This is a genomic window from Aquamicrobium zhengzhouense (assembly GCF_016124105.1).
GTDB lineage: Bacteria > Pseudomonadota > Alphaproteobacteria > Rhizobiales > Rhizobiaceae > Aerobium > Aerobium zhengzhouense.
The window spans coordinates 86,674-108,562 of record NZ_JADGMQ010000012.1 but is presented as its reverse complement, the minus strand read 5'-3'; the positions used below and the strand labels follow the sequence as shown (position 1 = coordinate 108,562).

Annotated in this window: 19 protein-coding genes and 1 tRNA gene; 12 read left to right on the top strand and 8 right to left on the bottom strand. The window is 59.6% G+C overall.

The genetic code is table 11. From position 1 onward, the window contains the following. Nucleotides 1-35: 35 nt before the first annotated feature. Complete coding sequence (locus IOD40_RS15330) at nucleotides 36-959, top strand: carbohydrate kinase family protein (RefSeq protein ID WP_198477569.1); 924 nt, start codon at nucleotides 36-38, stop codon at nucleotides 957-959. On the opposite strand, the gene cysQ is transcribed toward IOD40_RS15330, so the two are convergent. The 3 genes from cysQ to cysD are packed head-to-tail and all read right to left on the bottom strand — an operon-like array spanning nucleotide 960 to nucleotide 4,610. Then, nucleotides 960-1,766, bottom strand: a complete 807-nt coding sequence (cysQ, locus tag IOD40_RS15325) for a 3'(2'),5'-bisphosphate nucleotidase CysQ (protein ID WP_198477568.1) — start codon at nucleotides 1,764-1,766, stop codon at nucleotides 960-962. A 29-nt stretch (nucleotides 1,767-1,795) separates the two neighbouring features. Next, the gene (gene cysN / locus IOD40_RS15320) at nucleotides 1,796-3,703 is read right to left on the bottom strand and encodes a sulfate adenylyltransferase subunit CysN (RefSeq protein ID WP_198477567.1); all 1,908 of its coding nucleotides are present in this window, start codon (nucleotides 3,701-3,703) and stop codon (nucleotides 1,796-1,798) included. 1 nt (nucleotide 3,704) lies between these two features. Beyond that, nucleotides 3,705-4,610, bottom strand: a complete 906-nt coding sequence (gene cysD / locus IOD40_RS15315; protein ID WP_198477566.1) for a sulfate adenylyltransferase subunit CysD — start codon at nucleotides 4,608-4,610, stop codon at nucleotides 3,705-3,707. Between the two features lie 265 nt (nucleotides 4,611-4,875). Here cysD and IOD40_RS15310 point away from each other — a divergent pair. Next, nucleotides 4,876-4,950, top strand: a tRNA-Gln gene (locus IOD40_RS15310). 263 nt (nucleotides 4,951-5,213) lie between these two features. Here the strand turns inward: IOD40_RS15310 and IOD40_RS15305 are convergent. Further along, nucleotides 5,214-5,702 (bottom strand): MarR family winged helix-turn-helix transcriptional regulator, encoded by a 489-nt coding sequence (locus tag IOD40_RS15305; protein ID WP_198477565.1) that lies wholly within the window; start codon nucleotides 5,700-5,702, stop codon nucleotides 5,214-5,216. A gap of 73 nt (nucleotides 5,703-5,775) precedes the next feature. Between IOD40_RS15305 and IOD40_RS15300 the strand changes: the two genes are divergently transcribed. The 7 genes from IOD40_RS15300 (at nucleotide 5,776) to IOD40_RS15270 (ending at nucleotide 13,420) form a co-directional block, all read left to right on the top strand. Continuing rightward, nucleotides 5,776-7,452 carry a dihydroxyacetone kinase family protein gene (locus IOD40_RS15300; RefSeq protein ID WP_198477564.1) on the top strand — a complete coding sequence of 559 codons (1,677 nt, stop codon included), beginning with the start codon at nucleotides 5,776-5,778 and terminating at the stop codon, nucleotides 7,450-7,452. Nucleotides 7,453-7,543: 91 nt separating this feature from the next. After that, nucleotides 7,544-8,752, top strand: a complete 1,209-nt coding sequence (locus tag IOD40_RS15295) for a cytochrome P450 (protein ID WP_198477563.1) — start codon at nucleotides 7,544-7,546, stop codon at nucleotides 8,750-8,752. Between the two features lie 54 nt (nucleotides 8,753-8,806). Next, nucleotides 8,807-9,910 (top strand): type 2 periplasmic-binding domain-containing protein, encoded by a 1,104-nt coding sequence (locus IOD40_RS15290; RefSeq protein ID WP_198477562.1) that lies wholly within the window; start codon nucleotides 8,807-8,809, stop codon nucleotides 9,908-9,910. 84 nt (nucleotides 9,911-9,994) lie between these two features. Continuing rightward, on the top strand, nucleotides 9,995-10,507 hold the full coding sequence (locus tag IOD40_RS15285; protein ID WP_198477561.1) for a TRAP transporter small permease: 513 nt from the start codon (nucleotides 9,995-9,997) through the stop codon (nucleotides 10,505-10,507). After that, entirely contained in the window at nucleotides 10,507-11,823 is a 1,317-nt protein-coding gene (locus tag IOD40_RS15280; protein ID WP_198477560.1) for a TRAP transporter large permease, read from the top strand. The genes IOD40_RS15285 and IOD40_RS15280 overlap by 1 nt, the downstream gene beginning before the upstream one ends. Nucleotides 11,824-11,874: 51 nt before the next feature. Continuing rightward, a complete protein-coding gene (locus tag IOD40_RS15275) occupies nucleotides 11,875-12,195 on the top strand; it encodes a 2Fe-2S iron-sulfur cluster-binding protein (RefSeq protein WP_198477559.1) in 321 nt (106 codons plus the stop codon). Between the two features lie 10 nt (nucleotides 12,196-12,205). Beyond that, complete coding sequence (locus IOD40_RS15270) at nucleotides 12,206-13,420, top strand: NAD(P)/FAD-dependent oxidoreductase (RefSeq protein WP_198477558.1); 1,215 nt, start codon at nucleotides 12,206-12,208, stop codon at nucleotides 13,418-13,420. Between the two features lie 101 nt (nucleotides 13,421-13,521). On the opposite strand, the gene IOD40_RS15265 is transcribed toward IOD40_RS15270, so the two are convergent. Continuing rightward, entirely contained in the window at nucleotides 13,522-15,693 is a 2,172-nt protein-coding gene (locus IOD40_RS15265; RefSeq protein WP_198477557.1) for a glycosyltransferase family 25 protein, read from the bottom strand. A gap of 279 nt (nucleotides 15,694-15,972) precedes the next feature. Between IOD40_RS15265 and IOD40_RS15260 the strand changes: the two genes are divergently transcribed. Then, nucleotides 15,973-17,088 carry a DegT/DnrJ/EryC1/StrS family aminotransferase gene (locus tag IOD40_RS15260; protein WP_198477556.1) on the top strand — a complete coding sequence of 372 codons (1,116 nt, stop codon included), beginning with the start codon at nucleotides 15,973-15,975 and terminating at the stop codon, nucleotides 17,086-17,088. 73 nt (nucleotides 17,089-17,161) lie between these two features. Here the strand turns inward: IOD40_RS15260 and IOD40_RS15255 are convergent, their stop codons facing one another. After that, nucleotides 17,162-17,752 carry a biotin transporter BioY gene (locus IOD40_RS15255; protein ID WP_198477555.1) on the bottom strand — a complete coding sequence of 197 codons (591 nt, stop codon included), beginning with the start codon at nucleotides 17,750-17,752 and terminating at the stop codon, nucleotides 17,162-17,164. Between the two features lie 111 nt (nucleotides 17,753-17,863). On the opposite strand from IOD40_RS15255, the gene IOD40_RS15250 reads away from it, so the two are divergent. Further along, nucleotides 17,864-18,769 (top strand): MBL fold metallo-hydrolase, encoded by a 906-nt coding sequence (locus IOD40_RS15250; protein WP_198477554.1) that lies wholly within the window; start codon nucleotides 17,864-17,866, stop codon nucleotides 18,767-18,769. On the opposite strand, the gene IOD40_RS15245 is transcribed toward IOD40_RS15250, so the two are convergent. Beyond that, nucleotides 18,740-19,573, bottom strand: coding sequence for a DUF1499 domain-containing protein (locus IOD40_RS15245; RefSeq protein WP_198477553.1), 834 nt, complete (start codon nucleotides 19,571-19,573; stop codon nucleotides 18,740-18,742). The genes IOD40_RS15250 and IOD40_RS15245 overlap by 30 nt on opposite strands. A gap of 85 nt (nucleotides 19,574-19,658) precedes the next feature. After that, nucleotides 19,659-21,287: a 3-(methylthio)propionyl-CoA ligase gene (locus tag IOD40_RS15240; RefSeq protein WP_198477552.1), complete on the bottom strand. Its 1,629-nt coding sequence runs from the start codon at nucleotides 21,285-21,287 to the stop codon at nucleotides 19,659-19,661. A gap of 159 nt (nucleotides 21,288-21,446) precedes the next feature. Here IOD40_RS15240 and IOD40_RS15235 point away from each other — a divergent pair, with 159 nt between their 5' ends. After that, a complete protein-coding gene (locus IOD40_RS15235; RefSeq protein WP_210336934.1) occupies nucleotides 21,447-21,830 on the top strand; it encodes a hypothetical protein in 384 nt (127 codons plus the stop codon). Nucleotides 21,831-21,889 lie beyond the last annotated feature (59 nt).

Sequence of the window (21,889 nt, the reverse complement as noted above, 5' to 3'; positions counted from 1 at the left end):
AATCATTATGCAACAGCGTCTTTGGAGGGTGAACCATGATCCTGTGCTGCGGCGAGGCTCTGATCGACATGCTGCCTGGCGCGACCAGAACCGGCAAGGACGCCTACGTTCCGCATGTCGGCGGCGCGGTCTTCAACACCGCCATCGCGCTCGGACGTCTCGGCGTTCGAACCGGATTCTTCTCCGGTCTATCGGACGACCTTTTCGGGCGGAAGCTGAGCGCGGCACTTGAAGCAAGCGGCGTCGATCTGTCCTTGGTTCGCTATTCTTCGCGCCCGACCACCCTGGCCTTCGTCCACCTCGAACAAGGCGACGCGTCTTACACATTCTTCGATGAAAATTCGGCTGGGAGGATGGTGACGGAACAAGATCTTCCTGATCTGCCACCGGCCATCACGGCCCTGCATTTTTCCTGCATCAGTCTCATCCCCGAGCCATGCGGCTCTACTTACGAGACCCTGATGCGCCGTGAGCATGAGAACCGCGTCACCATGCTCGATCCGAACATTCGCAGCGCCTTCATTGCCGACAAAGAGCGCCATCGGGCGCGTCTACGTCGCATGATCTCGATGGCGGATATTGTGAAGCTGTCAGACGAGGATCTCGCCTGGTTCGAGGAGAGCGGCACCGGCGATGAAATTGCCATGCGCTGGTTGAACATGGGCCCGAAGCTGGTCGTGTTAACTCGCGGAGCCCAAGGCGCGGTGGCCTACAGCGCAATTGCCCGGGTGGAAGTGGCCGCCCCCAGGGCAGATGTCGTTGACACCGTAGGAGCAGGCGACGCGTTTAACGCTGCCCTGCTTGCTGCCCTTTCAGACCGGAACCTTCTTTCCAAGCATGCGCTTGCAACCATATCGCCAGATCAGCTTCAGGAAGTTCTGGAGTTTGCCGCAAGAATCGCTGCGATCACCGTTTCACGCTCCGGCGCAAATCCGCCTTGGCGTGACGAGCTTTCCTGATCAGGCGAGACGGCCCTCGGCGATAAAATGCCGGTTGGCGAAATCTTCGTCGCCAGGCGTCAGGCCCGGCCCGTATCGGTAGGGCGCCCCATCCAGTTCGCGGGTAATCCCGCCAGCGGCGCGAAGGATTGCATCGCCCGCAGCTGTGTCCCACTGCATGGTCCGTCCCATGCGCGGGTAAAGATCGGCCTGACCGCTCGCCAGAAGGCAAAATTTGAGCGAGGAGCCTACTGTCATCCGCTCCGCCCCTTTGTACCGAGCAATGAATTCGTCGGTCTCCGGCGTGTTGTGCGAACGGCTCGCCACGATCTTCAGCGGCTCTGTCGCGCTGCGCACCTGAATAGCACGTCGATCTTTCGCCACATGCTGGGCGTCAGCGGGGATCTCCCATGCGCCGCCTTCCGCCCCGGAATAGAGCGCGAATCGCGCAGGCGCGTAGATGACGCCAGCTACCGGAACCCCTGCGCGAACGAGGCCGATATTCACCGTGTAGTCGTCTCCGCCACGAACGAATTCGCGTGTTCCGTCGAGAGGATCGACAAGGAAGAAGACGCTCCCGACATTCTGCGGTTCACGGCCGGCAGCGGCCTCTTCCTCCGCGACCACCGGAATTTGCGGGTACCGCGATCTTAATCCCTCAAGGATGATCCGCTCAGCTTCCCGGTCGGCCAGCGTCACCGGCGAGCTGTCCATCTTCAGTTCGGCGGAAAAGCCCTCGTGAACGATCTCCATGATGCGCCGCCCTGCATCAAGCGCAAGTTGCTCGCAAAATTTCAGAATCTCGGCGTCGGTGTCATGATCCAGCATGACACCGGCGTTACTATTCCGCGCAAGGGTCAGCAATAGCCGTTCTCGATTAACCAGCTTTCCAGCGCCGCTACCGTCTCCTCGGGCGACTGCCCGACGGTCTCAAGTCTTACCTCCGGGTGCTCAGGTGCTTCGTAGCGAGAATCGATGCCTGTGAAGTTGGTCAATTCCCCTGCCTTCGCCTTCCGGTAAAGACCTTTCGGATCCCGCTCGGCGCATTCTGCCAAAGGCGTATCGACAAATATCTCGACGAACTCGCCCGCGGGAAGCAGCTCACGCACGCTGTCGCGTTCGGCCCGAAACGGCGAGATGAACGAGGCAAGCACGATAAGCCCGGCATCCGCCATGAGCTTGGCAACTTCCCCGACCCGACGGATATTCTCCACTCTGTCGGCCTCGGCGAATCCCAGATCGCGGTTCAGGCCGTGGCGCACATTGTCGCCATCCAGCAGGTAGGTGTGCCTGCCGCCGGCGTGCAATTTTCGCTCGAGAAGATTTGCGATTGTGGATTTTCCTGAACCGGACAGGCCGGTGAACCACAGCACCACGGGCTTTTGATGCTTTTGCGCAGCCCTTGCCGCCTTATCGACATCAAGCGCCTGCCAGTGAATGTTCTCGGCGCGGCGCAGCGGATGCAGGATCATACCGGCGGCGACCGTTGCATTGCTGATCCGGTCGATCAGAACGAACGCGCCCGTCGCGCGGTTATCGATGAAATTATCGAAGGCGATCGGTGCCTGAAGCGACAGATTGCACACACCGACTTCGTTGATCTCCAGGGTCTTTGAAGCCTCATGTGCGAAATCGTCAATGTTGATGCGATGCTTCAGCGCCGTGACAGTGGCGGAGACGCTATCCGTCTCCGTTCGCAAGATATACTGACGGCCGGACGCCATCGCCTGCTCCCCAAACCAGACGATGCTCGCGGCGAGCTGATTGGAAACATGGGGCCGGGCATCAGGCGCAGTCAGCAGGTTTCCGCGCGAGGCCTCAATCTCATCTTCCAGAACGAGGGTGACGGCCTGTCCTTCCCGTGCGGCCTCAAGATCGCCGCCAGCTGAAACGATCCGCTTCACCCGCGAGGTCTTTCCGGATTTCGCGACGACGATCTCATCCCCGCGCTCCACAGTCCCCGAGGCGATGGTGCCCGCGAAACCCCTGAAGTCGAGATTGGGCCGGTTGACATATTGGATGGGGAAACGAAAGGGCTTGGTCGTTCCGTCCTCATCAACCTCGATATTCTCAAGGTGCTCGACCATTGTCGGCCCCTCGTACCAGCTCGTCTGAGGCGACCGCGCCGCAACGTTTATCCCATATCTGGCCGAGACAGGGATCGGCACCACTGATGCGAAGCCAAGCCCGGCGGTTGCCTTCCGATAGCTCTCGGCAATCTCCTCGAATACCGCCTGATCGTGGCCGACGAGGTCGATTTTGTTCACAGCCAGCAGGATGTGCCGGATACCAAGCAGTGAGGCGATGTATGAGTGCCGCTTGGTTTGTGGCAGGACACCGCGGCGAGCATCCACGAGCACGATCGCCAGATCGGCAATGGACGCTCCCGTCGCCATGTTGCGCGTGTACTGCAGATGGCCCGGCGTGTCCGCGACGATGAACTTGCGCTTGGCGGTCGCGAAAAAGCGGTAGGCGACATCAATGGTGATGCCCTGCTCACGCTCTGCCTCCAGACCATCCACCAGCAGGGCGAAATCAAGCTCCTCATCCGCTGTGCCATAACGCGCGGAATCGCATTGCAGCGTTGCGAGTTGATCCTCGAATACCAGTCGCGTGTCATAAAGAAGCCTGCCGATCAGGGTCGATTTGCCATCATCAACCGAGCCGCAGGTCAGGAACCGCAGCATCGTCTTTCGTTCCTGCTCGGCAAGGTAGCTTCGAATGTCGGAAGCGCCTGTCCTGGTCGCGGAGATATCGTGCAGCATGTCAGAAATATCCCTCGCGCTTTTTCTTCTCCATGGAGCCAGCTTCGTCGCGGTCAATCAGCCGGCCCTGCCTCTCCGAAACACGCGTGTTCAGCATCTCGCCAACAACTGCATCCAAGGTGGTGGCGTCAGATTCCATGGCACCAGTCAGCGGGTAGCAGCCGAGGGTGCGGAACCTCACCTTGCGTGTCTGGATTTTTTCGCCTGGCCGTAACTTCAGGCGCTCATCATCCAGCATGATGAGCATGCCGTCGCGCTCGATCACCGGCCTTTCCGCGGCGAGGTAAAGCGGCACGATTGGTATGTCTTCCTGCAGGATGTACTGCCAGATATCGAGCTCGGTCCAATTGGAGAGCGGGAAGACGCGGATCGATTCGCCCTGTCTTATGCGGGTATTGTAAATCCTCCACATCTCCGGGCGCTGGTTCTTCGGGTCCCAGCTGTGGTGGTCGTCCCTGAACGAGAAGATGCGCTCCTTGGCCCTGCTCTTTTCTTCATCCCGCCGCGCGCCCCCAAATGCGGCATCGAAGCCATGCAGTTCGAGCGCCTGACGCAGCCCTAGCGTTTTCATGATGTGGGTGTGGACGGATGACCCCGAATCAATCGGATTGATCCCTTGGGCAACGCCCTCCTCATTGATGTGGACAATGAGGTCCAGGCCCAGCCGTTGCGCTGTGGCGTCGCGGAAGGCGATCATCTCGCGAAACTTCCAGGTCGTATCCACATGCAGCAGAGGGAATGGCGGTTTGGCCGGGTAAAATGCCTTCATTGCCAAATGCAGCAGGACAGAAGAGTCCTTACCTATGGAATAGAGCATCACCGGATTGTCGAAGCTTGCTGCAACTTCACGAAAAATGTGAATAGCTTCCGCCTCGAGCCTGTCGAGGTGGGAAAGTCTGGCTAGCATTTTTGACCTGCTACTCTTCTGGAACTCAGCCTGACGGGGACGCCGCTGACGAATACTTACTACGGCAAAGGAAATGTCCCATTTCTGCTGGCTATCAGCGAGGTCTCATCATCTAATTTCGGCAAACGAGCAGGTGGCGTTTTGCGGCGCTCGCCGCTCGCGCAGAAAATGCCCGCCTCGCCGTTCCGAGGCCCGAACGGTGAACATCTCAAAGTTCCATCTTTACGAACCGAAGATCACGCGCTAGGAACGCGGCATCTAACGTTGGGGCGTAGCCAAGCGGTAAGGCAGCGGTTTTTGGTACCGCCATTCCCTGGTTCGAATCCAGGCGCCCCAGCCATCAATCTCCGTCAGTTGATGTTTACACGACCGCTCGCACCGGAACGGTGAGCCACGTCTTTAGCCGCCCATGCCTGCTTGGCACCTTGGGTGCTCATCCGACCCTCGCGCTTCGCGTCGACGGAGCTAGTTGCTATAGCAACAGATTGCTATATAAACCATACGGCAGTTGGAGGAGTGCGGATGTCGACATACTCAGCAGGAGCGGGATGCGTGGCGCGCAATCTGTGCGCACCCTCGGCGGATTATTCTTCTCGCCCGCGCCTAGCGCTGCAGCAGTTCGTTGTCGACTTTGTCGACCTTCTTGAGATTTTGCCGCATCCGCTCAAGCAGTCCGTAAAGCGTGTCCAGATCTTTCTGGTCAAAGCCATCCAGCAACGCGTCCTGCCGGCGATAAGCAATCTCGATGATCTGATCGTGAAGCTCTGCACCTCGTGGAAGCAGCCAAAGCAGACGCTTGCCCTGCTCCAGTCGAGCCTCAACAAGTTTCATCTCTTCAAGGCGGCGCGTCGATCGGCTGACAACAGATTTATTGAGTGTGATCATCTCGCAAATGCGCAGCGCCTGAATACCAGGTTCATTTCGCAGCGCAGACAAGATTCGCCACTCGTTCAGACCAATATCAAACAGCTTAAGGTAGAGCTGCGAGCCACCCCAGGACAGGCGGTTATTCAAGAGCGACAGATAGTAAGGCACGTAACGTTCGGCCTTAACTGATTTTCCTGCCTCGGTGATGACGTCCTGATCTGTCATGGGTACTCATTTCGTATGGAAAGCAGCGTGTAGCTGTGTGCGAGTTTAATTGCAAACTGCAAGAGAGGGATTGATGAAAAAGCTGATCAACGCGGTGAAGGATGTGGTGCCGCAGGCGCTGGCAGGGCTCGTGGCGACGACGAATGGCCTGCGTCTTGTTGACGGCACCACAATTGTCGTCCGTGCGGACGCAGCCGAATTTGCGGCCAGCGGCAAAGTCGCGCTGATCTCGGGCGGTGGTTCAGGCCACGAGCCGGCGCATGCTGGTTATGTCGGTCAGGGCATGCTTACGGCAGCGGTCGCTGGCGACGTCTTCGCCTCACCCTCAACCGATGCTGTTCTCACGGCCATCCGTGCGGTTGCAGGTCCGGGTGGTGTTCTCTTGATCGTCAAGAACTACACCGGCGATCGCCTCAATTTCGGCCTTGCAGCACAGATTGCGCGCGGCGAAGGCATACGCACCGACATCGTCATCGTGGATGACGACAGCGCGCTGGGCTCGGCCGAAAAGACCGCTGGCCGTCGCGGTATTGCTGGCACGGTACTGATCCACAAGATCGCCGGCGCAGCTGCGGAAGCGGGCCTTTCGCTCGATGAAGTCAAGGCGCGGGCGCAGGCAGCGGCATCCGTCACCGGCTCGATGGGCGTAGCACTCAGCCCGTGCATCGTGCCGGCCGCGGGAACGCCGAACTTCGAGCTCGGCGAAAACGAGATCGAATTAGGCCTCGGCATCCACGGCGAAGCCGGGCTTGCTCGTGTACCACACAGCACCTCGGTCGAGCTTTCGCGTCGTCTGATCGAAACCATAGTCGCCGACCGTGGGCTGAAGGCGGGGGACCGCGTTGCGCTGCTGGTCAACAACCTTGGCTCGACGCCGCCCATGGAAGTCTCCATCGTTGCTGGCGACGCGTTGGCTGCCTGCGCATCGCTCGGGCTTAAGGTCGAACGCGTGTGGGCTGGCACCTTCCTGACCGCGATCGACATGGCAGGCATTTCCCTGTCGCTGATGCTGCTCGACGATGAACGCCTCGCATCACTGGACGCGCCGACCAATGCGCCCGCATGGATGCGCCCTGGCCTTCTGCAGGGCGAGACCCTGCCGGCACCGCAATTACCGCAAGCGCCCGCAGCATCTGGCCAGACGGATCCGGCCGTCCTGTCAGCGCTGATGGCAGGCTGTAAAGCGCTCATTGACGCTGAACCAGAGCTCACCCGCATGGACCAGATCGTGGGCGACGGTGACATCGGACGCTCCCTCGCTGGCGGTTCCGAGGCGCTTATCGCCGAACGGGACGTTCTTGCACAGCTTGAAGGCGCAGCATTCTGGCGTCATGTGGGCGCGGTGGTCCGCCGCTCAACGGGCGGCACTTCAGGTCCGCTCTACGCCATTCTTGCGATTGGTGCAGCAAATGCACTTGAAGGAACTGATGGTGACGCAGGCTCCTTGCTGGGAGCAGCTTTTGCTGGCGGCGTTCAGGCCCTTCAGGAGCTCGGCGGCGCGATGCCGGGCGACCGCACTATGGTCGATGCGCTAGTTCCCGCGATGAACGCTCTTGCAGAAGCGGGCTCCCCTGCTGAACGACTCGAAGCTGCGGCGAAGGCTGCACGCGAAGGAGCCGAGGCCACATGCAACCTCGCTGCCCGCCGCGGACGTTCAAGCTATGTCGGTGATCGCGTCATCGGGCATCCGGATCCAGGCGCCGTCGCCGTCGCCATCTGGCTTGAGGCCGCAGCCGCCAGCACCCGCTAAAAGTTCACAACTAACCACCACAACTGCGCGTCTAGCCACTTGCAAAATAAACTTGTTGCTAATTAAACAACGCGCGGAGGACACTCAAAGCATGCAGAAAGACATTCTCAACGACAGGCCTACGCTGGACATTGATCCGTTCAGCGACGAGGCCGTCGACAACCCGATCGAACTTGACCGCGCCATTCGTGAGGCCGGCGATGTTGTTTGGGTGCCCAAATACGGGTTTTGGATCTCTGGTCGTGACGCGATCATTCGCGAGATTTTCAACGACTGGCAGCGCTTCTCTTCGGCCTACGGGACCGGCCTGACCAATGTGGTACGCGATGAGCCGTGGCGGAAGCCCTCGGTCATCCTGGAGGCCGACCCCCCCGTTCACACGCCGAACCGCCGCGTCCTGGCGCGTATCTTGTCGGCAGGTGCGATGCGCAAGCTGGCGGCGTATTTCCGGGGCGTCGCGGAGGAAATGGTTGATCGCCTGATCGAGCAGCGCCGTTTTGATCTTGGTGCCGACCTTGCATTCGCATTTCCGTTCAAGGTTCTGCCAGAAGCAGTCGGATTGCGCCCTGAAGGCCGCCATCATCTGATGCCGTACTCGGAACTCAACTTCAACGCGATGGGCCCGAAGAACGAGCGGTACCTCGCGGCGCGCAAGATCGTCGAAGAGCAAGGCACCTTCGAATACGTTGCAGCGCAGATGGCCGAGGAGAACCTCATCGAAGGCGGATTCGGCACCGAAATCTACGCGGCAGCACATTCGGGCGAAATCAGCCATGAGGATGCGGGCATGCTCGTGCGCGCCTTCATCTCGGCTGGCATCGACACAACCGTCTTCGGCATTGGCAACACATTGATGGCGCTGATAGAGCGACCGGAGCAGTGGGACCTCCTCCACGCCAATCCATCCATGGCCCGGCAGGCATTCGACGAAGGTCTGCGCTTCATGGCACCGAGCCCGGTTATTGGCAGGACCACGCGTGAAGCAACGGAGCTTGCCGGCGTTGCGCTGGGAGCGGAGGAAAAGGTGCTGATGTGGCTGGCATCCGCCAACCGCGATCCTCAGCGCTGGGAGCGTCCTGACGACTTCGACCTCAACCGAAAGACCGTGGGGCACCTCGCCTTCGGTACTGGCATCCACGCCTGTGTCGGCCAGATGGTCGCTCGCCTCGAGGCGGAGTCCGTGCTCACCGCGCTGGCTCGCAAGGTCAAGCGGATCGAACTCACCGGCGCGCCCGAGCGCGTCTACATCAACTGGCTGCGGGGATACCACTCCATTCCCGTAGAAGTGACGCCTGCATAAGGCCCAAACCTCAACGCGCCTCGGTGCGTATTTCCGTGGAGGAATATTTTTCTGATGAAACTGTCTATTCTAGGTGCCGGAGCGCTAGCGCTCATGACCACTGCTGCCGTTGCACAGAACCCGATTTACGGTTCCTGGCCCCCGGCTTCCGACTACCTCAACACCGACGCACTGCCGGAAGCCTTCGAGCAGATCGAGAAAGAGGTAGGGACCAAGTGGGAGCTGATTTCTGGCGGCCAGCTGGCTGATGGTCGTGGCACTCTTTCCGCAGTTGCAGATGGCTTGATGCAGGCTGGCTTGCAGATCCCGGTTTACAACCCGGATGCGATGCCGTCCCTGACACTGCTATACTCGATTGTCGTGCCGGGCGATAACACGGTCGCGGTTGCTGCCGCTGCGGCGGAAACCGTATTCCTCAACTGCCCGTCCTGCATTGAAGAATCCAAGGACAACAATGTCGTCCCGTTCGGTGGCTTTGCATCGGCGTCCTATCGCCTGATGTGCACCAGCGCGATCTCCAGCATGGCCGACCTCAACGGAAAGCGCGTCCGTGCAACTGGCGGCTTCGCTGAGATGGCAACGATGTCTGGTGCAACCCCGACGTCCACCACCCTCACAGACACGGTCGGTTTGCTGCAGAAGGGCGGCCTCGACTGCCTGATGGCAACGCGTGAGTGGCTGCAAACCTATGGCTATGGCGAGTACGCCAAATTCGTAACCGACCTGCCGCTCGGCAACTCGGCTCCGGCGCTCGGCTTCCTGCTGAATCGCGACGTGTTCACCGAAATGTCCGAGGAAGAGCAGATCGCTGCGATGCGCGCTTCGGCCCGGATCACTGCGCGCCACACCATCAGCAACTACGTTCTGCGCGACGAAGAAAGCTTCCAGAACCAGGTTGCCGAGAACGGTGTGGAACTGGTCGCACCGGCTGATGACCTGCGCGCCCTCGTTGAAGGTTTCGCGGCGACCGATCGTGAACGCCTGATCAAGGCAGGAGAGCAACTGGGTGTTGCCGACCCGGCAACGTTGATCGACAATTACTTCGCTGCAATCGAGAAGTGGAAGCCGATCGCGGCCGAAATCGGTAACGACGTCGACGCATTCTCCGAGCGTCTCTGGACCGAAGTCTTCTCCAAGGTAGACGCGTCCTCGCTCTAATCCCTTAACCTCCCAAGGCTAGGAGGCGCCCGCAAATGGGCGCCTCCTTTTTGTAAAAGCCAAAGAGTCAGCGAGAAATCGTCGATGAAAAAGATCAACGCGCTCGCGAACCTGCTTTCCAACGCACTGTTTTATGTCGCGTTGGCTGCAGGTGCGCTCATGATGCTGCACGTGACCGTAGACGTCGCGTCGCGCACATTCCTAAATTACCCGCTGCCCGGCACCGGCGAGATCACCGCGACCTACTACATGATCGCGCTGGCCTTCCTTCCCTTGGCATGGGTCACGTTACGCGACGAACACGTAACGGCCGATATTTTCATCGGAAGCCTGCCCGGGCCACTTCGCCACGTCATCGCCGTCCTCGTTGACGTCCTCGTCATCATCTATGTCAGCGCCTTTGTCTGGCAGAGCACCCTGTCCGCCCTTGCTCGCACACGTCGCGGTGAGGTGTGGGAAATCATCGGCGGTTACCTGCCGGTCTGGCCAACGCGCTGGTTCCTGCCCGTAGCAGGTGGCGCCATGGCGCTTGTCATGATCTTCCGCCTCCTTGCGCGCCTTACCGGCCACAAGATCGAAACCGGGGAGGCAAAATAATGGATGCTCTCACTTTCGGTCTCACCACACTCGGCATCATCCTCGGGCTGATTGCCCTGCGCGTGCCAATTGGCGTTGCGCTTGGTGTGGTGTCGGTTCTCGGCCTAGCCTATGTGCGCAACTTTAACGTTGCATGGTCGATCCTGCGCGAAACCCCGTTCACCTTCGCAGCAAATTGGGACCTGACCGCGATCCCGATGTTTCTGCTGATGGGTGCCATCGCGAACCATTCAGGCATTTCGACCGCTCTCTTTCGTGCAGCACGACTATGGTTCTCGGCACTCCCTGGCGGCCTGGCGGTCGCTGCGAATATGGCCTCTGTCGGCTTCGCTGCCGCATGTGGCTCCTCGCTCGCATCCGCCGCGGCAATGGGACGCCTCGCGATCCCTGAAATGCTTCGCGCCGGATACGACCGCGCACTGGCGACCGGTGTTGTCGCATCCGCAGGTACTTTGGCGGCTGTCATCCCACCGTCGATCCTGCTGGTCCTTTACGGTGTCTTCGCGGAAGTTTCCATTTCCCGCCTGCTGGTTGCCGGCGTGATTCCGGGGCTTCTGACTGGCCTCGCCTACACGATGCTTATTCTGATCCGTTGCTGGATGAACCCACAACTTGCCCCGCGTCTCGACGACAACGAATTGCAGACCCTCAAGGCCGAGCGCATGCGCTCGTTGCGAGAGATCTGGCCAGTCATCGCACTGATCGGTGGCGTCGTGGGCGGCCTCTACAGCGGCATCGTTACTCCGACCGAAGCCGGTGCGGTCGGTGCCGCACTCGCGCTCCTGATCGCTGTCCTACAGGGCCGTATCAACATGGAAGGCGTCGCAGCCTCCCTCAAGGAGTCGATGTCCGCGACGGCTCAGATCTTCTTCGTCGGCATGGGCGCCGTCATGTACACGCGCCTTCTGTCGCTGACCGGCGTTTCCGGTCTTCTAGCCGACATGATGTCCGGTTTCGCAGGCGATCCGATCCTGGTCATTCTCGCAATCTCGGCGATCTACCTGATCCTCGGCATGTTCCTGGATCCGCTCGGCATCATGCTGATCACGATGCCGGTGTTCCTGCCGATGATTAAGGCGCTCGGCCTGGACCTCATCTGGTTCGGCATCATCGTCGTGAAATATGTCGAGATCGGAATGATCACACCGCCGCTCGGCATGAATGTCTTCGTCGTGAAATCGGTCGTCGGAGACAAGGTCCCGATCTGGACGATCTACCGCGGTGTCGGCTGGTTCCTGCTAGCTGAAGTCTTCGTGATGGCGCTCCTGATCATCTACCCGCAGATCACCCTGTTCCTGCCTGAACTCATGCGCTGACGCATTCCCCGCGTGGCTTTGCCGGGCGGGTCCACAATTTGAGGTAAAGACATGAATGCAACCTTCATTGCCTTTGACGGCACCACCACGCAGGTCGAAGTCGACGAGGGCGAAAGCCTGATGCAGGCTGCCATCACCAATGACGTTAACGGCATTGTTGGTGAATGCGGCGGCTCCATGATGTGCGCCACATGCCATTGCTACATTGATGATGCGTGGCTTGAGGCTGCAGGCCCGCGCAATGACGGCGAAGAGGACATGCTCGAGAGCGCGACATCCGAGGTTCGCCCCCAAAGCCGCCTGTCGTGCCAGGTCAAGATGAACGCAGAGCTTGACGGCATCGTCGTGCGTCTGCCCGAAACTCAGATCTGAGGCAGCCCGGATGGAACGCATCGTCATCGTCGGTGCCGGACAGGGCGGGATGCAGGCTGCGATGTCGCTACGCCAGGATGGTCTCACCGGCAATATAACGCTTATCGGTGAAGAGCCCGGCCTGCCCTATCAGCGCCCGCCCCTGTCGAAGGCCTACATGGCTGACGGGATAGCGGATCGCCTGATCTTGCGTCCCACCTCGTTTTTCGAACGTTCTGAAATCGATTATCGCGATGGCGTGCGTGTCACACAGATCGATCGCGAGAGAAAAAGCGTCACGCTCTCAAATGGGGAGAACATCACCTACGCGCATCTGATCCTCGCCACCGGCGCCGCCAACTGGGCCCCGCCAATTGCGGGGATCAATGCGCCGGGCGTCTTCCAGCTGCGCACACTTGAGGACGCAACAGCTCTTCGTAACAAAATGGCTTCGACCAAGCGTGCCGTCGTCATTGGTGGCGGCTTCATCGGCCTCGAATTCGCTGCAATGGCACGGGACGCCGGCGTCGAAGTAGCCGTCGTTGAAGCTGGACCTCGCCTGATGGCGCGCGCGATCTCGCCAGCAATGTCGCGATGGTTCCTGGACCTTCACCGCTCGCAGGGAACGAAGATCATTCTAGGCACTGCAGCTTCCTCTGTTCGTCTTGACGACGCAGGTGAAGCAGACGGTGTGATCCTAAACGACGGCACCGTGATCGACGGAAGCCTTGTCCTCGTCGCGGCAGGTGTGCGCCCTTCCGTGGAATTGGCCGAGCAGGCAGGGCTTAGCTGCAACGACGGTGTCATCGTCGACGGTCGCCTGCTCACGTCCGATCCTGCAATCTCAGCGCTCGGTGACTGCGCGCGCTTTCCGCTGCCGGATAATGGCACGGTGCGACTGGAGTCGGTGCAGGCCGCCGTCGACCACGCGCGCCATATCGCCCGCCGCCTCGCAAAGGGGGAAGACGCACCCTACTCCGCGCTGCCGTGGTTCTGGAGCGACCAGGGCAAGATCAAGCTGCAGATCGTAGGGATTGGCGCAGGTGCCGACCGTCACGAGCAGACAACAACGCCTGCAGGCGAACCTGTGGTACTTGCGTTCAACAACGATACTCTCATCGCAGTTGAAACAGTCAACGCAGCCGGCGTCCACATGGCCGCACGGCGTCTTATTGGCACCCCGTACCATGTACTTGCCGAGCACCATTTCGACGTCAGGAAAACGCTGAGCGCGGTAACCGCCTAGTCTCAAGCTCGATCCACCCGCGTTGACAGAAGATCTGGTCAACGCGGGCGTCAGAACCCTTTCGCGATCCCGCTCTTCTTATCCCGATTAATCAGGCATTGTCAGCGAGTGTGAAGAGAGGCAGCTTCCCGCCTCTTTTGTTCGACAAGCAAGAAGTGGCAATAGAACGCGAACCCTGCGGCAAACCACATATACGTCTCGCCAATTGCCAACCTGATGTTGGAATTGCTTACGAGAGTCACCGCGAAAAACATCAGCGTCGCGACATAAGCCTGAAGCGCTGAAACGTCGATGAGCCGCAGTCGTGCGGCCTTGTAGACGGTAATCACCGTCCAGCCGAACAACACGCCGTAGAATGCCAGCCCCGTCCAGCCGTAGCGCACGGCGACTTCCAGATAACCGTTGTGCAGAAGGTTGTAGGGCGTGGCGTAGAGTTGCAGGCTCCAGCGGCTCAGCCAACCCACGCCAGCGCCTAACAGCGGGTTCTCGCCCCACAAGCTGAGAGCGTTGTACCAGATCTTCATTCTCTCCATCTCGCTGGCCTGCGTCGATGGATCAGAAATAAGCACGCGAAGGGTATCCGTCGCCGAATTGCCTTGCTGGAGTTCTGCAAGAAGGAGTGCGGTGGTCCCGACGGTTCCTCCCGCTACTTGCACCAATGTCTGATAGTTCAGGACCACACCTGCGAGCGCAATCAGCGCAGCGGCCACTGCGATCTGTTTCCCGGTTCGGCTCCCTGCCGCAATCATCGTCATCAGCAGAACGGGCAGCGCGACGATCATCGCCAGCCAGACGCCCTTCGACCAAAGATTATAGATCGCGATGCCCGAAAGGATGAAAACCAACAGGGACAGCGCTGCGAGTGTCCCCCTCAGCGCCATCCCCAGATCGCGCCGGCGAAGGGCGTGCACTGCGTAAGGAACCGCGCACAGGCAAATCAGCCCTACCGCAACGGACGCATGGATCGGGTTGTTCTGGAGGCGCGCACGCGCACGTATTTCCGGTCCCAGATAGTCGATGCCGAAGCCCAACGCAGCGAGGCTGACCACCATGAATATCGAGGCAATGAGGAAGGGCCTGCGGACGAAAAGATACATCGCATAGCCCAGCGTCGGGTACAGTGCAGGCAGCAGATAGATGCCTTCTGAAGAGCCTATCCCCTTGTCCGGCTCCGTGCTCAGGCTGATCCCGAACCGAATGAGGACATACGCCCCCCAAAGAAGACAGAAGCGCCCCATCCAGCCGATTTCGGGAAGACGTCGATAATCCCAGATGTCCTTGCTGTAATAGCGCCAGAGTGCCGCGAGGATCAGCAGTCCGCCCGAAATCCTGTAAGCATCTGATTCAAGCCACACCGCAGAGATGAAGGCGAGAAAGAGAATGCCCGCCGCCATCTGCTGCCACGGTAAAGGCTCGGCTTGGGCGACCCCGGCATGATCCGGTCGCGTGAATGCATAGCCGATCCGCCGGCGATAATCTCGCGATCGTGCGGAAGCCGCACCGAAGCGTTGGTACCAGGGATATTTGGCCTTTGCGTACCCGCCACCGCTAATGTCCGACTTCTCGCGCTCTTCCGTGAAAGCAAGGACGTTTTTCTCGACACTGAAAATCTCGGTGCCGTGGTGCCATGCCCCTTCCAGCGCAACGTCCCATGGCAACGTCATTGTGCTCAGCGCGTCGAGCAATCGCTGTGCAGCTTCGCGAGTAACGAGGTAGGCTGCAGCCGAACCCTGCGGTCCGTGGACGGTCCGCCCGATCCTGTCATGCTCGCTGGTGCTGAGAAGCTCTACGAGGAACTTGGCGCGATGATTCACGAGCTTCACGGCACCAAAAGCCGGCAGCTCGTTGATAATTGCGCGTATCCGGGCTTCACTCCCCTCCTCGAAAGCAACGTCATCTTCAAGGATCAGTCCGTACTGGCTGCCATCATCCAAAAACTGGCGAAGCGCTTCGAGATGGCTGAGGTAGCAGCCATATTCGCCCGGCAGCATGTCGCGGCCGTTCAACCGCTCAAAGGTGGGCACATCTGCCGCCTCGCGTCCGGCATGTTCCGGCGCGCGGCCATTCACCGCATCGATACGAACGAGCTCGATCCCGGGAGCAAAATCGGCAGCCGAGCGTGCAATTGCCTCCCAGCGCTGCGGGTTCTTCGCCAGATTGATCACATAGGCACGCAGCGCGTCACCCTTTCCGATCCGGGTATCTCTTGTCACTGACTGGTCGCTGCCCAACATGTTCGAACTTGCAGACGCTGAACTCCTCTCAAGGGTCATTTGCGGCTCCCTAGTCGCGTTTGCGCCACCAGCTGTCAATCGATTCGACTTTCTAAGCATCTACGGCATTCGCTTTGGCTGCGGTAGGCTGTATGCCATATTCAGCGCCATTTTATGGTGCACATGCCGCCGTGCCTGTTTGGAAAAACTCCCTGATGAATTAGGGAAGCAGATATTGAACCGCTGCATCTTTCGCCTGCCCGGGCTGGGTGCAATGGAACACCATTGGGAGCGGCAGTACATGTTGTGTTGCCCGACCACAAAGAAGAACGGAAGAACATGCAGTTCATCGACCTCGGCGCTCAGCGGGAGCGCATCAGCGACAAGCTCAATGCAGCGATCGAAGCGGTTGTTGCTGATGGGCGTTATATTCTCGGGCCTCAGGTGGCCGAGTTCGAAAAGAAGCTCGCGGAATATGTCGGCGTCAAGCATGTGATCGGCTGCGCCAATGGTACCGACGCGCTAATGCTGCCCCTCATGGCCCACAATATTGGCCCGGGCGATGCAGTGTTCTGTCCCTCCTTCACATTCGCTGCAACGGCCGAAGTCATTGCACTGCGTCAGGCCGAACCCGTCTTCATCGAGATCGATCCGGACACCTACAACATCGACGTGAAGAGCCTTGAGGCTGCGATCGAAATGGTTGTCTCGGAGGGCCGCCTTACTCCGCGTGCCATTATCCCAGTTGACCTGTTCGGCCTTCCCGCGGACTACACCGCAATCAGGGCAGTCGCGGAAAAGTACAATCTGGTCGTTATCGAAGACGCCGCTCAGTCGATCGGTGGAAAGCTGGGCAACGCAATGTGCGGCAGTTTTGGCCATATCGGATCGACCAGCTTCTACCCTGCCAAGCCTCTCGGCTGCTACGGCGATGGCGGCGCGATGTTCACCGATGACGATGAGATTGCCGAGACGCTGCGCTCACTTGCTTTCCATGGCAAGGGCGAAACGCAGTACGACAACATCCGCGTGGGCGTAAATTCGCGCCTCGATACGATCCAGGCTGCAATCCTGATTGAGAAGCTCGCCATCCTCGAGGACGAGATGGAAAAGCGCCAGGTCGTGGCACGCCGCTACAATGACGGGCTGCGCTCCGTGGCCAAGGTCCCGGAAGTTGCCGCCGGAAGCCGCTCAGCCTGGGCACAGTACGCCATCGAGACGGATCGCCGCGACGAATTGAAGGCTCACCTTGCCCAGCAGGGCATTCCGTCAGTGATCTATTACGTGAAGCCACTGCATCAGCAGGTTGCCTACAACCGCTACCAGACTGCGCCTGGTGGGTTGAAGATCTCCGAGGAACTTCCTTCCCGCATCCTGTGCCTGCCGATGCACCCATATCTCTCGACCGAGGATCAGGATCGGATCATCAAGACGATCAACGACTTCCTCGGCTAAAGGCCTCGATCACACAGACAACAAAAAAGGCCGGTCTCGCGACCGGCCTTTATCATTTGCACCTTACGTTCACTTAGCTGCGGCGGATGAGTGCCCACACAGCGGGGACGACCGATGCGGCCAGCGCAGCCTTGACGAGGTCCGGAACGATGAACGGCACAACGCCGAACTGCCAGGCAGCTTCCGCGCCGATAAGAACCGAAAGCCAGGCGTAACCAGCGACCAGGACCGCAGCGACGGCAGCAACCATGACTGCGAAGAGACGGAACGGCTTCTCTGCCCAGCCACGATCAGCAGCCCAGCCAACCATCGCGGTCGCGGCGATCATCCCGACAAGGTAGCCACCGGTGGTACCCAGCATGTAGGCAAGGCCGATGCCCTTCTCCGGGCTGCTCTGAAAGACTGGAAAGCCCGCAGCGCCTTCTGCGAGATAAAGCATGAAGGTCGCAAGGCCGAGGCGCGAACCGTAGGCTGCAGCGAGAGCCAGAACGGCAAAGTTGCCCAGATAGAGGTCGACAGGTCCAAGGACGACCTTGGTCTTTGCGGCAAGGGTAAGCAGCAACGTACCGGCGATAGCCAGAAAACCCAGTGTCGCGTAGCGCGCGATGCCTTTGTCCGGCAAGGCGAGCGAGATAAGCGGACGGGAAAGAACTGCAGCTGACATCGGGTTCTCCATCAGGATCCGGAAGGCAATACAAGGTTTTCCCTATATGACCTTCCATGATATGCGGCAACTCGTTTCGCACCGCGATGCTGACCATACAGGGATAAGGTGATGGCTCTGGACTTCGACAACACATTTGAGCCCCGCCACGGAGAGGCTGTTCAGGTGGCGCCAGGCGTCACTCGAATCACGGCGGACAATCCAAGTCCGTTCACATTCCACGGCACCAACACCTATATTGTCGGTACAGAGAGCTTGGCCGTTATCGATCCCGGCCCCATAAGCGAAAACCATTTTCAGGCTATCCTTCGGGCGGTTGGCGAGCGTCCGGTCAGCCACATTCTGGTCTCGCACACTCACTCCGACCACTCCCCGCTCGCGGTCCGGCTGAAGGAGGTTACCGGCGCAACGATCTACGCGGAAGGGCCACACCGCCCTGCCCGCCCCCTCCGGATCGGCGAGAGCAATCCGCTCGATGCGAGTGCCGACACGGACTTCGCCCCGGACATCACCTTGTCCGATGACGAAGTTGTTGACGGAGATGGATGGAGCCTTCGCGCGATCTACACGCCTGGCCACACGGCGAACCATCTTGCCTTTGCCCTTGAAGGCACCGGCATCCTCTTCTCCGCAGACCACGTCATGGCCTGGGCGACCACCATCGTAGCGCCGCCCGATGGCGCCATGTCAGACTACATGGCTTCGCTCGACAAACTCATGCTTAGGGAAGACGTGGCCTATCTTCCGGGGCACGGTGGGCCGGTACGTCAACCAGCGGCTTTCCTGCGCGGGCTGAAAACGCATCGGAAGATGCGTGAGCGGGCGATCCTCGAACGGATTCGCAGCGGCGACCGAACCATCGCCGAGATGGTAGCTGCCATCTATCGCGACACGGATCCCCGACTGCATAAAGCCGCAGCCCTTTCCGTCCTTGCTCATCTCGAGGACATGGTCACACGAGATCTGGTGGCAGCAGAGGGAGAGCCCTCAATCTCCGGAATCTTCCTCCCCCGCTGACGCGGGGATATCGATGATCTCCAGAGACTGCCGGTCAAATTCAGCGTCAAGTGCAGCCATGAAACGCTCGATACGGCGCGCACCGCTGCCAAGGTCATGCCAGAAATAACGCTGGCTCAGGCGCAGATCGACGAACACCGCTTCGCCTTCGTCGACCATGCGGACAACACCGTCGGAAGGGAAGCGCAACAGCCAGGTTGGTGCAACCACCTCGAAAGAGAGCCTTTCGTCCTGCGTTTCCGATGGCAGGCGCTGCACAGGCACCCAGCCCTCCCGCTCAACGACGACTTTTATCGCTTTGAGCACGCGGTCCATTGATCCGTCGAAGCGCCGGCCGCGCAAGTTCGGATACGCACTGGCCTGGAGCGCGACCTCCTCCACGGAAAAATTGCCGAGCGTGTTCATATCCGTCGTACGTCGCCACTGCGCCAACACATAGGCGGGTGGCTGCTCGGGGTCCGTGGTGATGTCGGCAAGATGCGGGTGCTGAAGATAGAGCACTGCGCTGTAAATGAACGGTGCAAGGACCAGCAGCGAGACAAGCGTTGCCATCAGTGAGGCACGACCGCCTTTTGCTCCGTAATGCCAAAGACGGTGAAAGCCCAGCGCTGCGAGAAACAGCGCCATGATAGCCAGCAGTGGAACCAGCGCGAGCACCCAAAGGAACGCCAATGTCTCCACCAACCCGTACCGGTGCCCGAGGCTGGCTACCAACAACAATACCAGTGAGAAGTTCGCAAACTTCCGCGCCCATCCGGCTGAGCGCGAAGTCCTGCGTTCCATCAAGATTGTCATTGAAGCCATGCCATGCCCACCCGGAGCAACGAATCTGCCGGCAATCTAGAGTATGTGGCCCTGAGGCGATATCGATTTCAGGGCCAGTTTCCGATCAGTCCGTTGGAAGGCGGTACTCCCGGAACTGCTCCCGCAATGTGGTCTTCTGAATCTTTCCGGTTGCGGTGTGAGGAATCTCTTCAACGAACGCGACATCGTCCGGCGTCCACCATTTCGCGATCTTGCCTTGAAAGAAAGCGAGCAGCTCCTCTTTCTGTGGCTGCTTTCCCGGCTTTGGCACCACGACCAGCAATGGCCGTTCGTCCCATTTCGGGTGTGCAACGCCGATAACTGCGGCTTCGGCAACGTCAGGATGCGCGACCGCGAGGTTTTCAAGCTCGATCGTCGAGATCCACTCACCACCGGACTTGATGACGTCTTTGGCGCGGTCCGTCACTTGCATGTAGCCGTTCTCGTCAATGTGAGCGACATCGCCTGTGTCGAACCAGTTGTCGGCGTCGAACTGCTCGCTGCCCTCTCCTCCGTAATAGGCACGCGCCACAGCCGGCCCCCTTACCTTCAATCGGCCGAAGGTCTTCCCGTCCCATGGCAATTCATTGTCATCGTCATCGGCAACCTTCATTTCGACGCCGAAGGGCGCGAAGCCCTGCTTTTGCTTCACGTCGAGAAGCGCGTCCCCGGCGAGGTCTGAATGTTGGGGCTTCATGCTGCACAGCGAGCCGAGCGGACTCATCTCCGTCATGCCCCAGGCATGGATGACCTCGACCCCATAATCGCGCTCGAACCGCTCGGTCATGGCGCGTGGGCACGCAGAGCCGCCGATCACCACCCGCTTCAGATAAGGCAATTTCTTCGCCGTCTGCTCGAGATATTGGAGCAGCATCATCCACACCGTCGGCACGGCCGCGGTGAAGGTTACCTTCTCCGAATCCAGCAACTCATAGAGCGCCTCTCCATCCAGCCGCGCTCCCGGCATCACCAGCTTCGCGCCTGTCATCGGTGTGCTGTGTGCCAGCCCCCAGGCATTGGCATGAAACATGGGCACGACGGGCAGCACGACATCACGTGCCGACAGACACATGGCATCCGGCTGGCACGCCATCATCGCATGCAGCACGTTCGAGCGATGCGAATAGACGACGCCCTTCGGATCTCCGGTGGTGCCGGATGTGTAGCACATACCGCTTGCGGCGTTTTCCTCCTGAGGCAGCCAGGTAAAATCGCCGTCGACCTCGTCAAGCCATTCCTCATAGGCCACTGCACCCGGCAGAACCGTCTGGGGCATGTGTGCAGTATCGGTAAGGACGATCACTTTCTCAATGCTCGGCACCTGCGGCACCAGCTTTTCTGCGAGGGGGACGAATGTCAGATCGACAAACAGGATCCTGTCCTCGGCATGGTTCATAATCCACGCAAGCTGATCCGGAAACAGGCGCGGATTGAGCGTGTGATAGATCGCACCGATGCCGTTGGTGCCGTACCAGACTTCGAGATGCCGCCCGGTATTCCAGGCAAGGGTCGCAACCCGATCGCCAACTTTATAACCTCCCTGATGCAGCCTCTGGGCCACTTTCAGCGCACGACTACGCAATTGGGCGTAGGTCTGCCGCACCACAGGTCCTTCGATAGAACGTGAGACCACCTCCCGTTCGCCATGCTGCCGTGCGGCGTGATCCAGTATCTTGTGACAGAGCAGAGGCCATTCCTGCATCAGTCCGAGCATCGTGTTCCTCCTCATTGCGTTACCCATTCAGTGTTTGCCGGTTTGGCCCCGCTGTCCAGAGGATGTAAAGATCAGAGCAAGACGTTGCCGCGACCATTGTGGACCCATCAGGTCGCGCGGCGTTCGGCTTCAGGAAACTGTCGAGGCTGACGCATGATTGTGAGCGAAACGCTCTCACCAGAACTGAAACCACCGCCGCCGTTGTTTGCGGCAGCTCTTGAAGCGGTCGAGCTAGAGCTTGCGTTGGGCAAACGCGACACGCGCGATGATTTATGCGAGCAGATTATCCGCGAGACGGTCGAGAGCGTCGGCGGGGTTTTGATCTTTCAGGTAAAACTCGGCGCGGGACACGATCAGCGATGGGTCGGCGCGGTCGCCTTCACTCAGGAAGATGCTCCGGAGTTCGCGGTGATTTCGATCCCTGGCAATGGCGGAGCTATCGAAGTAATACCGGCGTCTCGTTCGGAACTGCCACTTGCGTCACTCGCCATCGCCTATGCCGACCTCGCGCAAAGCTGGGCTCGCGCACGCGCTACCAGGTAGAAAATGACATTCGCCTGCTTTTCTTGAAGCCTGTTCATCGCCTAAGGGACCGGAACTCT

Bases quoted from the DNA above. Each gene is read 5' to 3' on its own strand.
- IOD40_RS15330 (WP_198477569.1), top strand. From the start codon at position 36: ATGATCCTGTGCTGCGGCGAGGCTCTGATCGACATGCTGCCTGGCGCG.
- cysQ (WP_198477568.1), bottom strand. From the start codon at position 1,766: ATGCTGGATCATGACACCGACGCCGAGATTCTGAAATTTTGCGAGCAA.
- cysN (WP_198477567.1), bottom strand. From the start codon at position 3,703: ATGCTGCACGATATCTCCGCGACCAGGACAGGCGCTTCCGACATTCGA.
- cysD (WP_198477566.1), bottom strand. From the start codon at position 4,610: ATGCTAGCCAGACTTTCCCACCTCGACAGGCTCGAGGCGGAAGCTATT.
- IOD40_RS15305 (WP_198477565.1), bottom strand. From the start codon at position 5,702: ATGACAGATCAGGACGTCATCACCGAGGCAGGAAAATCAGTTAAGGCC.
- IOD40_RS15300 (WP_198477564.1), top strand. From the start codon at position 5,776: ATGAAAAAGCTGATCAACGCGGTGAAGGATGTGGTGCCGCAGGCGCTG.
- IOD40_RS15295 (WP_198477563.1), top strand. From the start codon at position 7,544: ATGCAGAAAGACATTCTCAACGACAGGCCTACGCTGGACATTGATCCG.
- IOD40_RS15290 (WP_198477562.1), top strand. From the start codon at position 8,807: ATGAAACTGTCTATTCTAGGTGCCGGAGCGCTAGCGCTCATGACCACT.
- IOD40_RS15285 (WP_198477561.1), top strand. From the start codon at position 9,995: ATGAAAAAGATCAACGCGCTCGCGAACCTGCTTTCCAACGCACTGTTT.
- IOD40_RS15280 (WP_198477560.1), top strand. From the start codon at position 10,507: ATGGATGCTCTCACTTTCGGTCTCACCACACTCGGCATCATCCTCGGG.
- IOD40_RS15275 (WP_198477559.1), top strand. From the start codon at position 11,875: ATGAATGCAACCTTCATTGCCTTTGACGGCACCACCACGCAGGTCGAA.
- IOD40_RS15270 (WP_198477558.1), top strand. From the start codon at position 12,206: ATGGAACGCATCGTCATCGTCGGTGCCGGACAGGGCGGGATGCAGGCT.
- IOD40_RS15265 (WP_198477557.1), bottom strand. From the start codon at position 15,693: ATGACCCTTGAGAGGAGTTCAGCGTCTGCAAGTTCGAACATGTTGGGC.
- IOD40_RS15260 (WP_198477556.1), top strand. From the start codon at position 15,973: ATGCAGTTCATCGACCTCGGCGCTCAGCGGGAGCGCATCAGCGACAAG.
- IOD40_RS15255 (WP_198477555.1), bottom strand. From the start codon at position 17,752: ATGTCAGCTGCAGTTCTTTCCCGTCCGCTTATCTCGCTCGCCTTGCCG.
- IOD40_RS15250 (WP_198477554.1), top strand. From the start codon at position 17,864: ATGGCTCTGGACTTCGACAACACATTTGAGCCCCGCCACGGAGAGGCT.
- IOD40_RS15245 (WP_198477553.1), bottom strand. From the start codon at position 19,573: ATGGCTTCAATGACAATCTTGATGGAACGCAGGACTTCGCGCTCAGCC.
- IOD40_RS15240 (WP_198477552.1), bottom strand. From the start codon at position 21,287: ATGCTCGGACTGATGCAGGAATGGCCTCTGCTCTGTCACAAGATACTG.